Raw genomic sequence first — 14,480 nt, forward strand, 5'->3', positions numbered from 1 at the left:
CGCTTTCGCGAGAATGTTGCATATGAAAAAACTAGCATTACACTGGAAGATTATTATTGGAATGGTACTCGGTATCATTTGGGCATTGTTATCGAGTTCGTTGGGCTGGAGCAGCTTTACCATCGATTGGATTGACCCATTTGGAACCATTTTCATCAATCTATTAAAACTTATTGCGGTTCCTTTGGTACTGTTTTCAATCATCAGTGGTGTGGCAAACATTGGTGACCCAGCCAGTTTGGGGCGAATGGGAGGAAAGACGCTTATGATCTATTTGTTGACCACTGTGTTTGCGATTTCTTTGGGTTTAATTTTGGTCAATACCGTTAAACCGGGAAAACTTATTGATGAACAAAGCAGGATTGACAATCGTATCAGTTATGAAATTTGGGCATCATCACAAGGTTATGAAATAAAAGATGGCATCAACTATTTGAAAGATCCAGAGTTTTTTCAACGTGCTCAAGAGATATCAGATTTAACTAAAAGTGAACTCAAAGAAGCTTCAGTCTCTGACAAACTAGAAAATGCCAACAAACAAAAGAACAAATCCCCTTTACAGCCTTTGGTAGATATTGTTCCTGACAATTTTTTCTATTCCCTTTCTAATAATGGTTTGATGCTTCAAATCATATTTTTTGCACTCTTTTTTGGAGTTTGTTTGTTATTCATTCCAACGGAAAAAGCGCAGCCAGTCATTAATTTGGTAGATAGCATTAACGAAGTGTTTCTAAAAATGGTGGATTTGGTGATGCAAGCCGCACCGTTTTTTGTATTCGCATTGCTTGCTGGTGTGGTAAGCAAAATGGCAGGTGATGATATTGGGAAAGTGGTAGAAATATTTAAAGGCTTGAGTTGGTATTCGCTGACCGTTCTGGCAGGCTTGCTTATTATGATTTTCATCACCTATCCTGGAATCTTAAAAGCATTTGTAAAGAAAATACCTTATACTGGATTTTTCAAATCGATGAGTCCTGCACAAACCCTTGCATTTTCAACCTCAAGCAGTGCGGCAACGCTACCTGTCACGATGGAATGTGTAGAACAAAATCTCGGTGTCAATAAAAAAATCAGCAGTTTTGTCCTTCCGATAGGCGCCACCGTCAATATGGATGGTACCAGTCTTTATCAAGCAGTTGCCGTGATTTTCTTGGCACAGATGCATATGATTGATTTGACAATTGGACAGCAATTGACAGTTGTTATGACGACTACATTGGCGTCCATAGGTTCTGCTGCTGTACCAAGTGCTGGTTTGGTGATGTTGATTATTGTTTTGGATTCCGTTGGGTTAAATCCTGCGTGGATTGCCATTATTTTTCCTGTGGATAGAATTCTGGATATGTTCAGAACTGTCGTTAACGTTACGGGCGACGCCACAGTGTGCACCATTATTGCCAATGGTGAAAATATGTTGGATTATAAAGAACACGATCCTACGGAAACCTTTGATTTGGATTCTTAAATCTTGACGTGTATTGCTTTGCGTTTTTTTCTTTGACTTCTAAAGTTAGGAATATTGAATATAACTACGGAGACACCAATTAGCGCATAACTTACGCCTTGCAATGTGGTAATATTCTCCTTAAAGTAGAAAACAGCCAATAAGAAGTTGATAATTGGATTCAGATAGATAAAAACTCCAACGATAGATGAATTAAGCCCTTTCAAGGCATAAATGTTGAGAAACATTGGGATAATAGTAAACACTATCGCTATGACCACAATCATTCCGTAGAAAAATGATGTCTTTTCCATATCAGAAACATACACAGGGAAGAATGGAAGCAGCAAAATCACCGCAAAACCTACTTGCATAGTCAATATTAAAAATCGATCCATCTCTTGATTTTTTCGTTGCAGTACTAAATAAATTGCATAAGTAAAAGCAATGATCATACTGTAAAACAAATCCATAAAATTTCCCAAGGACAGCAATAAGCAACTTACCAAGCTCAACACTACAGAAAACCACTGGATTTTGAAAAGCTTTTCCTTTAGGATTAAATATGCCAACACCATCGTCAGAATGGGGCAGATAAGGTAAGCCAGAGAGGTTGCACTGACACTGACGTTGTTCATTACAAATATGAATATAAACCAATTAAGCGCTAGAAAGAGTCCGCTTATAACGTTGATAAACCAAATTTTCTTTTTGGTTTTTGTAGGCAACGATTGGTAAAGTGCAATGTTCTTTTTTAAGAATTTTGGACGCAAGATTAAGGAAACAATCAGCATTATGAATACCGAAATCAATGAACGGTAGCTTAAAATATCAAAAGCAGGAAATGCATCCAACGATTTTAATACCAAACTAAAAAATCCCCAAATGGTAAAAGCGCCAATAACGGCGGCATAGTATTTAGTGTTCATTTGTACCTTAAATAGAAGCCGCAAAGGTATTCTAAATCGGTTGTTGAAAGTTCTCTGAAAACGATAAATAAATCATAAAAAAAAGCCTCAATATCCAACTGTATCCTTTTTCAAATCTGTTTTAAAAACCCATCTTACGCTAGACATTCACAAAACGGGAGCTTGATTCTTCCCAACTAACGGAAGTTGGGCTCAAACTGGATGTTGGTATTAAGGCTTTATTGAATAAAATTATAACCTCAAAAGGTTAAAAAAAATAAATGTTTAGTGTAAATAAGTTCTGAATTAGTTAACCCATACTTTCAATGAGTTAACTGTAAGCTGTTATATTTCAATATTTTGAAAATTGCAGCTCACAGATGATTTTTGCATTTATACTTGATTGAACAATAAAATTGGATGTTCAACGAGAAATTTATCACGAGAAGTTAGTGTTGTGTACTTTTAAATCATTAAAATAATGTGCTATAAATCAATACTTTGTTGAAAATTTAAGTTTGTTTAGTAGTTAAATTAGTTTTAAGTTAGTTGTTAAATTGTTAGAAAAGCCCTATTCCCCGAATGAGGGCTTTTTTATATTCTATAGTGGAGATTATAGAAACTTTGCTTTTAGCTCTGGCGTAGGAATCATACATTCTTCCTTTTTACCGTACCATTTGTACCTGTTTTTGGCAATATAATCATACACCCAGTTTCTGATGAAAGCAGGTACAATCAAAAACCCAACCATTAGATTTCTAGGGAAACCCAATTTTGAAGCAATCTTTAAAGCAGCGGTCGATTTATAGCTGATGCCATTTTCTTCAGAATAAAGAAGAATGGAGTCAATTTTATTGATGTCAATTTTAAATTCTTTGATGATTTGCTCCCCAATGTCGCTTTGAAGTGCTGCAAACCGGAAAACATCGCTTTTATCGTGTTTAATAATGTATTGCACTGACGCATCGCAGAGGTTACAAACACCATCAAAAAGCACTAATTTTTTATTTTTGGGAAGCTGATTCATTTCGCTGATTCTACCAATTCCAATTGTTCAACACTTACATTGGTCGTAAACATACCATAATTAATAACAGCCTTGTTTTTTTCGAGTTTGTCGATACTTCCGATGGCTCTTCCATCCTGCAATCTCACCCTGTCGCCAACCTTGAAAATAGGTTTTGGTTTAGGCGTTTCTTCAATTTTCTTCTTCGCAGCTTTCTTTTTTTGTCGAATAACTTCTACCTTTTTCTCGGCTTCTTTGATGACCTGTTGCTCTTTGGCTTTTTGAACTTTCATTTGTTTCGCAGAAATCTTTTTGCGCTTGGAATTCTCAATCTGAACCAACTTAAATAGTTCATCCATCAATTCGCGTTTTCGTTTGTTTTCAAAGTAGTTCTCGGCCAAATCATTCATCTTTTGACCCAAATAAATCAAGCGTTGATTACTGTCATAAAGCTCTTGATAGCTTTCGAGTTTCTTCTGGATTTTGGCGTTTATTTCCTCGAGTTTTTCGGCTTCAGATTGTTTTTTCTTTTCGTTGAGTTTTAAAGATTGTTCTGTTTTTTCAAGTTTTGAACGCTCTTTTTGCAGTTTGGCAATGGTGGCATCAAACCGAACTTTACCTCGTTCAATTTTCTTTTTCGCGCGATTGATCAAACCATAAGGAATGCCGTTTTTTTGAGCTACTTCAAAGGTAAAGGAGCTACCAGCTTGACCAAGTGCCAATTTAAACATTGGCTCCAAGCTTTTCTCATCAAACAGCATATTGGCATTTTGCATAAAAGGCAATTCATTTGCCAACATTTTAAGGTTTGAGTAGTGCGTCGTAATAATGCCGTAGGCTTCACGATGGTAAAACTCTTCCAAAAACGTTTCAGCCATTGCGCCTCCAAGTTCTGGGTCGCTACCAGTTCCAAATTCATCAATCAGAAAGAGCGTGTTTTTATTACATTTCTTCAGAAAATAATTCATCTGTTTCAAACGATAACTGTAAGTACTCAAATGGTTTTCGATGGATTGATTATCTCCGATATCTGTCAAAATCCTATCAAAAAGACACACTGTACTTCGCTCGTGTACGGGAATCAAAAAACCACTTTGAAGCATTGCCTGTAGTAATCCAACTGTTTTCAATGTGATACTTTTTCCACCAGCATTCGGACCAGAGATAACAATGATTCTACTTTCTGGAGTCAATTCTATAGATTGAGGATAGGTTTTGACTTTCTTTTTTTGATTTGAAACCAATAACAATGGATGGTAGGCATCCCTTATATAGAAGTGTTTGTCGTCATTAATTTGCGGCAAAATGGCTTTAATGGAGTTAGCATATTTCGCCTTGGCAGAAATAACATCCATTTCTGTTAAGAATTGCTGATACTGCTCTAAAAGAGGTGTAAATGGCCTTACAAATTCTGTCAATTGTTTCAAAATCCGTTTGACCTCTTCCTGCTCATCAAACTCCAGATTGTTAAGTTCTCTTGTATAGCGAAAAGTAGCTTCAGGCTCGATGTATACAATACTTCCCGTTTTGCTTCCGCCGAGAATGGCACCTTTCACTTTACGTCGATACATCGCCTTGACTGCCAAAACCCGTTTGTTATCTACAACTGATTCGCGTATATCGTCTAGATAGTCAAGTGAATTGTAAGAATTCAAGGCAGACGTAAAACTCTGATTTATTTTGCCTTTTACTTCATTGATTTGCTGGCGCAAATATTGCAGTTCAACCGAGGCATTGTCCTTGACATCACCAAACCGGTCAACAATGGTATCAATTTTTTCAATAATTACTTTAGAAATCTCAATATTGGATGCAAACAAGTAGAGTTGAGGATAATACTCTTCAAACTTTTTCAGAAAGGCAATGATCTCATTGCACGAAAGGGACATCGAAGCGATCTTTTTGAAACTCATCGTTTCAAGAACAGAGTTTTCAATCTTCAGATATTTGATTTCCTTTGTGATGGGTTCAAAACCGTGGTTTGGAATGCGATTGTCATTCTCAAAAGATGATAAATACTCATTGGTGTGCTGTAATGAATTGATGACAGCCTCTCTGTTTGACAACGGTAAAATATCCAAGGTATGTTCTTTTCCTAAAGACGTGAGACAATAGCCGGAAACTTGTTCCAGGATTTTGGGGAATTCAATGTCTTTTAATGTCTTTTCGTGAATGTGAATCATTCCTTATCTTTATACTACTTTTGAAAAACAAAAGTAGAACTTTTAATGGACGTATCGATACATCAAAGCTGGAAACCTTATCTGCAAAAGGAATTTGACAAGCCTTATTTTAAAGAGCTGACGGATTTTATAAAATCTGAATATCAACAATACCAGTGCTTTCCTCCGGGAAAACAGATTTTTTCTGCGTTTGATTGGTGTCCTTTTGACGAGTTAAAAGTGGTTATTATTGGTCAAGACCCTTATCACGGTTTTGGACAAGCAAACGGTTTGTGTTTTTCCGTCAATGATGGAATACCTCATCCTCCATCTTTGATAAACATTTTCAAGGAGATAGAGACTGATTTGGGTGTTCCATATCCTGCTTCAGGTAATTTAGAGCGTTGGGCTAGGCAAGGAGTTCTGTTGTTAAATGCAACGTTGACAGTTAGAGCTCACCAAGCTGGTAGTCATCAAAATAAAGGATGGGAGCACTTTACGAATGCTGTTATAGAAATAATCAGTGAACAGAAAAAAAATGTGATTTTTATGCTATGGGGAAGTTTTGCAAAACAAAAGTCTAAACTTATAGATACCTCAAAACATAAAATATTATCAACAGGCCATCCATCGCCATTAAGCGCAAATAGAGGTTATTGGTTTGGTAATAAGCATTTTAGTAAGACTAACTCCCTGTTGGAGCAAGTTGGGCAGAAGGCAATTGTTTGGTAACTGAAACAGAAACAGGTTTTTTGGCAATGATGGTCTCAAGTACTTGATTCTTATCCGAAACTTCTTTTTTTGTGGTTTTATTGCAACTAAAGAATAATAAGAAAAAATTTAATGCAACTAAAAAAGCAAGTGTCAGAGTAATTATCATTATCATAGCATTCCAGTTAATGTCAAATTGAGGGTTTGACAATTTGGTAAACAAATATAACTACTTTTTTTTATATACACACAAAAGACAGAAAAAACTTAAAGGTTTGTTAAACATGATTCCGTAACTATCAAATCTCTTTAACAATTTGGTCATATCTTTTTGTTTTTTTCAAAATACCAACTTGTAATAACTCACTCTGTATTTTTTCTATAGTAAACGCGTCCAAAACATCCTGTGACCATTCTGTCAATTGCAGCCACTCTTGAACATCTTCAAGCTTCAATTGGTAGCGATTGGCAATGGTTCTGTCAATACTAGGTATGTATTTAAATTCTGCCGTGGTATTATTGATGATACTTAAAATGGTTTTAACATCATCCAAATTGGTATCCAAAAATTCATTACGAACAGCGATTACAAAGCAAGGCCAAGGTGTAGGCAAGGTGTCGATACATCTAAAAACCTTATCGTCTACCAATGGTTTTGTCATAAAACGTTCCCACATAAAATAATCTGCATCCGCATTCGTTAGTGCTTTTACTGCTCCTTCCAAATCTTGAATTACTTCAAACTTCAAATCGTTTTTTAAATCCCAATGATTATTTTCAGCATTGATATAAGCCATTAGGTGAGAGCCAGAGCCAAATCGGCTAATAGCTGCTCGCTGTCCCTTTAAATCTGAATTATTTTCAAAACTTGAATTATAAGCCACGTGGATGCCCCAAATTAAAGGCGACTGCACAAACGTTTGTACAATACTGCTTGGGTTTCCTTCCACAATATCCTTAATGATGCCTTCAGTCAAAATTACGGCCATATCAATGTCCTTATTGCGAAGGGCTTTGGTCATTTGTCCAGTTCCGCCGTGATAATCCTCCCAACGCAAATTGATGCCTTGTGCTTTGTATTCACCATTTTTAAGGGTTAGGTACCACGCTAGATTAAAATGTTCTGGAACACCACCTATTTTAATTGTTTTCAAATTTCAACTATTTCTAAATGTATAAATTATTCTAATCCTTTAAGCAATTATTCAACTAGCTTATCAAGACAATATAAAATTAAATCGTCTACCACTTCTTTTGGTCGGCTTGTAAACTCTCCTGTAGCTCGGTTGGCTATGATAGCATTCATTGATAGTGCTTTATGCCCTAATAGTTTTGAAAGACCATAAATGCCAGCTGTTTCCATTTCGAGATTGGTAATGGCCATTCCTTCATAATTAAAACTTGCTAGCTTATCATTAAGGTTATTATCCTGTATAGGAAGTCGTAGTATACGACCTTGTGGTCCGTAGAAACCGACATTGGTTCCTGTAAAACCAATATGTGTTCTATCTGAACTAAATTTTTCCAACAAAGATTCATCACATTTTACAACATATGGCTTCGATTTTGATGCTGCCCAATTGGTATGTGCCATTAGGGCATCTGAAATCTTTTCAAATTGAACGTGACTACTTTTATAAAAGTGTAGTAAGCTATCAAAACCAGCAGCATATTCACTAATCAAAAATGAATCGATTGGAATGTGTTTTTGAATAGATCCAGAAGTTCCAATGCGTATGATATTTAGTGAGGTCAATTCAGGTTTAATTTCTCGTTTTTCCAAATCGATATTCACTAAAGCATCCAATTCATTGAAAACGATATCAATATTGTCTGTGCCAATTCCTGTGGAAATTACTGTGATTCGCTTGCCTTTAAACGTTCCGGTTTGTGTATGAAATTCGCGTTTTCTCGTTTGAAACTCTACCTTTTCAAAATGTTTGGTAACGCTATCCACTCGATCTGGGTCACCAACTGTTATGATGGAGTCTGCTATATGTTCTGGCAGTAAATTTAAATGATACACACTCCCATCTGGGTTCAATATTAATTCGGATGCTTTTATTGGCATTTATACGGTTTTAACAAGTTTGTTTTCGGATTTGCTAAACAGGAAATCATATTTTTTGATTCCGCCATAAAACATATCGCTTTTCATTTCGGAAATGTAGTTGTGTTGCCCCAAAATGGCTTCGTGCCCTTTTCGGTTAAGCTTTAAATGATCTCGACTTTCTTCAAAAAAGATGGATAATTTCTCTATAATTCTTTCCAATTGGGTGTCTCCATAACCATAATATCCCTGATAGTTCAGGGCGTATCCCATTAAATGTTTTTTCGACTTGATATCATATTGTTTAACAATATTCAAAAGATTGAGTTCCAATCCTGACAAACCCGTTTTTGAATCGGGAAAACGTTGCAAGTGCGCCTTCAAACAATTACTTAAATAAGGGAATGATGATGATTTTACAATGACTGGTTTAAAAAGATTATGATCTTTACCACAATAAGTTTTCCATAATGAAGTGATTAAATCAATGTCTTTTTCTTCAAGACTTATTTTAGCTTTGTAATGCTTCTGAAGTTGTGCTGTCGATAATTCTGCCAGACCTTTAAGTTCTTTTTCGCCCTCAACGCGTCCACTGCAAACCAAATAGAGAGGAAGCTTGACACCTTTTTGATAGATTAGACTGACCACAGCCATCAAATTAATATGACAGAACAAATCGTATTCAAACCATAAAACAATTTCCGAATACTTATTTGGATTGTTTAAAACTGAAATTTCACTTCGAAACTCTTCTTCATTAACTTCGATATCATAAAACTCTAACAGAAATTGCTTTCTTGATTCAAAAAACTCATCAGAATCGATGATTTCTGTAGTTGGACCTTCACAAAGCATTTCTTGCCAAGTAAGAAAATCTCCTTTGATATCTATATCATTAAGGAAATTGGTCAGGCTATGACCATTAGTAATATGAAGAGTTTGTTTCAATACTTATCCTCCTACACGTTTTACAGCAAATCCCTTTTCTTTGAGCAGTTGCATAATTTTATCCCTATAATCTCCTTGAATGATAATCTTGTCATCTTTGAAACTGCCACCTACGCTCAATTTGGTTTTGAGCTCTTTGGCCAAAAGCTTAAAATCCTCTTGCGCGCCATTATAGCCTTCAAGAATAGTAATAGGTTTTCCTTTACGCTTCTCGTATTTACAAATGATTGGGTCGTCTTGAAGCCAAGTATCTGAAGTTTCTTCTTGTGGTTCAGCTTCTTCTGAAATATGTTCTGGGAACAACTTTTTAAGTTGGTCTTGCAAATCCATTTTTTTAAAGTTTGCAGTCAGCGGCCTACAATTTTCAGCGAACAATCATAGATTGACTGTAAACTGAACACTGTAAACTGAGGACTTATTTCTTGATTAATCCCAAATCGACCAAGCGCTCGTGTAAAAATTCACCAGCAGTTATATCTTCGTACTGTTTTGGGTTCTCTTTGTCGATACAGCTGTCCAACACATCAAGCTTCATTTCACTGATAGGATGCATAAAGAACGGAATGGAATAACGAGAAGTGCCCCAAAGCTCTCTCGGCGGATTTATCACTTGATGAATAGTTGACTTCAATTTGTTGTTTGTGTGACGAGATAACATATCACCAACATTAATCATCAGCTCATCTGGTTCGGCAATAGCATCAACCCATTCGCCTTTGTGATTTTTAACTTGAAGTCCACGGCCTTGCGCTCCCATCAACAAAGTAATAAGGTTAATATCTCCGTGGGCTGCAGCACGTACAGCATCTTTCGGTTCTTCTTTGATAGGTGGATAATGAATTGGTCGTAAAATAGAATTTCCGTTGTGGATATAGTTGTCAAAATAAGTTTCTTCCAAATCCAAGTGCAATGCCAAAGCTCTCAATACATATTTGGCTGTTTTTTCCAACATTTGATAAGCTTCTTTTCCAACTCTATTGAATTCTGGAAGTTCCGCCACTTCCACATTTGCAGGATATTCTTTAGCGCGCTCTGGGTCGTCATCTACATATTGACCAAAATGCCAAAACTCTTTTAAATCGCCTTGTTTTTGACCCTTGGCACTTTCCTTACCAAACGACACATAGCCACGCTGACCACCAATACCAGGAATTTCATATTTTTCCTTTACTTCAAGAGGCAATGAAAAGAAGTTTTTTACCTCACTGTAAAGGTTTTCAACTAATTTATCATCAAGAAAATGACCTTTCAGGGCTACAAAACCTATTTCCTCATAGGCTTTTCCAATTTCATCAATGAACTTTTGCTTTCTCACAGGGTCGCCTGATAGAAAATCTTGAAGATTTACACTCGGTATGGCATTCATAATATGTATATTTAAATTTATTGCAATAACAAAAATAAGTAAAATACTCATAATATAAGCATCTTGTTTCTGTCTAAAAAAAAGATGCATTACACATACCAAAACCAAATTTTAGTTACTTTTGAGTTTTATATCTAATACCAAAACTATGCTAACCTCAATAAAGAACCATATTACCTACGATAAAAGGAATTTGGATGATAGGATTCTTTTACAACTGTATAGAAATATGCTGAAACCTCGATTGATAGAGGAGAAAATGCTGATTCTATTGCGGCAAGGAAAAGTGTCCAAATGGTTTTCTGGTATTGGTCAAGAAGCTATTTCTGTAGGTGTTACGATGGCATTGCAAAACAATGAATACATTCTGCCAATGCACCGTAATTTAGGTGTATTTACTACCCGGAACATTCCGTTACACCGCTTGTTCAGTCAATGGCAAGGCAAAGCTAATGGATTTACAAAAGGTCGCGACCGTTCATTTCACTTTGGCACACAGGAATTTCATATCGTCGGAATGATTTCGCATTTAGGACCTCAACTGGGTGTTGCAGATGGTATTGCTTTGGCGAGCAATTTAAAAGAGAAAGGGCAAGTCACAGCTGTATTTACAGGAGAAGGTGGCACAAGTGAAGGTGATTTTCACGAAGCTTTGAACGTGGCATCCGTATGGCAATTACCTGTGATATTTTGCATTGAAAATAATGGTTATGGCTTGTCTACACCAACGAAAGAACAATATAACTGTAAGGATTTGGCCGATAGAGGCAAAGGCTACGGAATGGATTCGTTTGTATTGGATGGTAACAATATCATCGAAGTGTACACAAAAATGCTCAAACTTGCTGAAAGTCTGCGTAAGCGTCCAAGGCCGATTTTGATTGAATTTAAAACCTTTAGGATGCGCGGACACGAAGAAGCCAGTGGAACAAAATATGTTCCTTCTGAATTAATGTCTGCTTGGGAAGCTAAAGATCCTATTTCTAATTTCAAAGATTATTTATTGACTCAAAAGATTTTGTCTACCACAAAAGACGAAGAGTATCATAATGAAATTAAGGCTGAAATTGAAGCAGGATTGAAGTTAGCATTTGAAGAAGAAGCAATTGTACCAAATGAAAGCGTTGAATTAAATGATGTTTACAAAACATTTGAATATCATCATTTTGAACCAAAAGAAGTTAAAGAAGAAATTCGTTTTATCGATGCTGTATCTCAAGGATTGAGGCAATCGATGCAACGCCATAAAGACCTCGTGATTATGGGTCAGGATATTGCTGAATATGGTGGCGTTTTTAAGATTACTGAAGGTTTTGTAGAAGAATTCGGGAATGAGCGCGTGAGAAATACACCAATATGTGAATCTGCAATAGTTGAGGCCGCAATGGGATTATCGATTGCGGGAATGAAAGCCGTGGTTGAAATGCAGTTTGCCGATTTTGTAAGTTCTGGTTTTAACCCAATTGTCAATTATTTGGCTAAATCCCATTACAGATGGAATGAAAAAGCGGATGTAGTGGTGAGAATGCCTTGTGGTGCTGGTGTTGCTGCAGGACCTTTTCATTCGCAAACCAACGAAGCTTGGTTCACCAAAACACCTGGTTTAAAAGTGGTGTATCCAGCATTTCCGTATGATGCAAAAGGTTTGTTGGCAACAGCCATTAACGATCCAAATCCTGTCTTGTATTTTGAACATAAGGCTTTGTATAGAACCATTAAACAAGAAGTGCCTACAGATTATTTCACCATTCCGTTTGGACAAGCGTCATTATTGAAAGAAGGCAATGACATTACCATCATCACGTATGGTGCTGGTGTGCATTGGGCTTTGGACACTTTGGAAAAGAACGATGATATCGATGCTGATGTTATTGATTTGCGTACGCTACAACCTTTGGACACAGAAAGTATTTACAAATCTGTTAGAAAGACAGGAAGAGCGATCATTCTTCAAGAAGATTCACTTTTTGGAGGTATTGCCAGTGATTTATCGGCATTGATAATGGAAAATTGCTTCGAACACCTCGATGCGCCTGTAAAGCGTGTTGCCAGTATGGAAACACCAATTCCTTTTATCAACCAACTGGAAAATCAATATCTAGCAAAAGGCAAGTTTGAAGCTGCTTTGAGAGAGGTTTTGGAGTATTAGCTTTTTAGGGTTGCCACTCCTACACGAATATTTATTTGTAATTGACTCTTATTCAGCCATACAAGGTTTAGGGAAATCATTAGTGTATTCGTGGCTAAAAAAACACACTCTATTTTGAATTAAATCGTATCTTTAAATCATAACCAATCCACATAAACTCTTGAAACTAAAATGTTTTATTATTCTATATCTATTCTCGATTGGTTGTGAAAAGGAAAAAGCGGAACCGCTCAAGAACTACACTTGGGAAACCGTAAGGGTTACTGCCACAGCGTACAACTCCACAAAGAGTCAAACAGACCACAATCCGCACGTTGGTGCCTTTGGTGATAGTTTAAAACCAGGTATGAAGTACATTGCCGTGTCCCGCGATTTATATCGAAAAGGTATGAAACACAACACACCTGTTAGGATCGAAGGTCTCAAAGGTTTATATCTAGTAAAGGATAGGATGCCTTCACGTTGGAAAAACCGTATTGATATTTATATGGGTACAAACGTCGATTCTGCACGTCAATGGGGACGCAAGAAGGTCAATATCGATTATCGTATTGAACTTCCCGATACCACAAAGCTGCGTTAATTTCTTGTTTGTGCTTCCGAAAGTATAAATGGATAAGCTTCCTTCATTTCTTTCACTTGTTGCTCATTTAATTGACTTTCTGTTTTACCGAAAACATTCTTTCCATAATCTTTTCGAAGTTCATAATATGCTTGTGTCAGCACATCCTGAACAACCACATACATTTCGTATGAAGTGAAATTATCATTTGACAAAGAAATAATAGCTTCTTTAGGATTATCTGATGATTTTGGATCTTTCAAACCATTACAATAGCTGCAAGAGGTATCGCCATTATTGTCTAAAAAAGCTTTGGCTATTTGCTTTAAGTCTTTGATTGAGGCTTTATCTTCTTCTATGAACAATTCATCATTTCCATTGATGGAAACCCTTAAAATATTGCGTTCGTTGATATCAATATTGCAATTTGTGTTCGGCGGACACATTTCAGGGAGTTTTCTGTTGATGCCTTTATCGGCAGAAATGGTCGTGGTGACCAAGAAGAAGATCAATAATAGGAAGGCAATATCTGCCATAGAACCAGCATTTACTTGAGGTGCATTGTGTCTTGGAGTTTTCATAATGAGCGATTTAATGGTTTTGTTAAAGAAATCACAAATACAATGCCACAGTCAGTTTAAGATTTCAAATTTAAAATTCAAGGGTCAAGGTTATCTCTATGAATTATTGAAAATAAAAACGGGCAAGTGATGAGCTTGCCCGTTTTCAACTACACTGATTGATTGATGATATTACTTTCTCGAGGTTTCCAGGTCGTCGTAGAGTCCGTTGGAATCGTCTATGATTTTTGATAACGCTTTCATAATTGTTTGATTTGATTGATTCTGATTGATGATGCTTAAGCTCGTTAACTTGTGTAACGTCTTTTATTGTTCCAAGTTTCACCTTTTGTGTTGTGAAATAATCCTGCTGGTTTGTTCATTGATGTTTTCATAATTGATATATTTTTTGATTGATGAATTGATGATGATGTTAAGCTCGTTAGTTTTTGTAACGTCTTTTGTTGTTCCAAGTTTCACCTTTTGTATTGTGAAAGTTTCCTGTCAGTTTGTTACTGTCTAAAGTTCTCATAATTTCTAAAATTTTAATTGGTTATGTTAATGTTTATATCTAAAAGACGAGCAATTAAAATATTTGTTACAGTACTTTGTTA

Annotated in this window: 13 protein-coding genes; 4 read left to right on the top strand and 9 right to left on the bottom strand. The window is 36.2% G+C overall.

What is annotated here, in order from left to right; all coding sequences use genetic code 11:
• Window positions 1–22: 22 nt before the first annotated feature.
• Complete coding sequence (locus M0G43_RS10235; protein WP_248025905.1) at window positions 23–1,465, top strand: dicarboxylate/amino acid:cation symporter; 1,443 nt, start codon at window positions 23–25, stop codon at window positions 1,463–1,465.
• Here the strand turns inward: M0G43_RS10235 and M0G43_RS10240 are convergent.
• The 3 genes from M0G43_RS10240 to M0G43_RS10250 form a co-directional block, all read right to left on the bottom strand.
• Window positions 1,462–2,373 carry an EamA family transporter gene (locus M0G43_RS10240; protein ID WP_248025911.1) on the bottom strand — a complete coding sequence of 304 codons (912 nt, stop codon included), beginning with the start codon at window positions 2,371–2,373 and terminating at the stop codon, window positions 1,462–1,464. The two genes, M0G43_RS10235 and M0G43_RS10240, sit on opposite strands and share 4 nt — an antisense overlap.
• 592 nt (window positions 2,374–2,965) lie before the next feature.
• On the bottom strand, window positions 2,966–3,379 hold the full coding sequence (locus M0G43_RS10245; RefSeq protein ID WP_248025915.1) for a thiol-disulfide oxidoreductase DCC family protein: 414 nt from the start codon (window positions 3,377–3,379) through the stop codon (window positions 2,966–2,968).
• Entirely contained in the window at window positions 3,376–5,541 is a 2,166-nt protein-coding gene (locus tag M0G43_RS10250; RefSeq protein ID WP_248025919.1) for an endonuclease MutS2, read from the bottom strand. Before M0G43_RS10250 ends, M0G43_RS10245 begins: the two co-directional genes overlap by 4 nt.
• Before the next feature lie 45 nt (window positions 5,542–5,586).
• Here M0G43_RS10250 and M0G43_RS10255 point away from each other — a divergent pair, with 45 nt between their 5' ends.
• Complete coding sequence (locus M0G43_RS10255) at window positions 5,587–6,252, top strand: uracil-DNA glycosylase (RefSeq protein ID WP_248025922.1); 666 nt, start codon at window positions 5,587–5,589, stop codon at window positions 6,250–6,252.
• Window positions 6,253–6,530: 278 nt separating this feature from the next.
• On the opposite strand, the gene M0G43_RS10260 is transcribed toward M0G43_RS10255, so the two are convergent.
• The 5 genes from M0G43_RS10260 to M0G43_RS10280 form a co-directional block, all read right to left on the bottom strand.
• On the bottom strand, window positions 6,531–7,385 hold the full coding sequence (locus M0G43_RS10260) for a substrate-binding domain-containing protein (RefSeq protein WP_248025925.1): 855 nt from the start codon (window positions 7,383–7,385) through the stop codon (window positions 6,531–6,533).
• A 47-nt stretch (window positions 7,386–7,432) separates the two neighbouring features.
• Entirely contained in the window at window positions 7,433–8,302 is an 870-nt protein-coding gene (locus tag M0G43_RS10265; RefSeq protein ID WP_248025928.1) for a nucleoside phosphorylase, read from the bottom strand.
• Window positions 8,303–9,229: a DUF1835 domain-containing protein gene (locus M0G43_RS10270; RefSeq protein ID WP_248025929.1), complete on the bottom strand. Its 927-nt coding sequence runs from the start codon at window positions 9,227–9,229 to the stop codon at window positions 8,303–8,305.
• Window positions 9,230–9,232: 3 nt separating this feature from the next.
• Window positions 9,233–9,559 (bottom strand): translation initiation factor, encoded by a 327-nt coding sequence (locus tag M0G43_RS10275; RefSeq protein ID WP_248025930.1) that lies wholly within the window; start codon window positions 9,557–9,559, stop codon window positions 9,233–9,235.
• A gap of 85 nt (window positions 9,560–9,644) precedes the next feature.
• Entirely contained in the window at window positions 9,645–10,595 is a 951-nt protein-coding gene (locus tag M0G43_RS10280; protein ID WP_248025931.1) for an isopenicillin N synthase family dioxygenase, read from the bottom strand.
• A 148-nt stretch (window positions 10,596–10,743) separates the two neighbouring features.
• Between M0G43_RS10280 and M0G43_RS10285 the strand changes: the two genes are divergently transcribed.
• Window positions 10,744–12,744, top strand: coding sequence for a thiamine pyrophosphate-dependent enzyme (locus M0G43_RS10285; protein WP_248025932.1), 2,001 nt, complete (start codon window positions 10,744–10,746; stop codon window positions 12,742–12,744).
• Window positions 12,745–12,904: 160 nt separating this feature from the next.
• Window positions 12,905–13,327, top strand: coding sequence for a 3D domain-containing protein (locus M0G43_RS10290; RefSeq protein WP_262917173.1), 423 nt, complete (start codon window positions 12,905–12,907; stop codon window positions 13,325–13,327).
• On the opposite strand, the gene M0G43_RS10295 is transcribed toward M0G43_RS10290, so the two are convergent.
• Window positions 13,324–13,887: an ExbD/TolR family protein gene (locus M0G43_RS10295; RefSeq protein WP_248025933.1), complete on the bottom strand. Its 564-nt coding sequence runs from the start codon at window positions 13,885–13,887 to the stop codon at window positions 13,324–13,326. The two genes, M0G43_RS10290 and M0G43_RS10295, sit on opposite strands and share 4 nt — an antisense overlap.
• Window positions 13,888–14,480 lie beyond the last annotated feature (593 nt).

It is taken from the genome of Subsaxibacter sp. CAU 1640, from assembly GCF_023156585.1.
In the GTDB taxonomy this organism is placed as follows: domain Bacteria; phylum Bacteroidota; class Bacteroidia; order Flavobacteriales; family Flavobacteriaceae; genus JBPOFM01.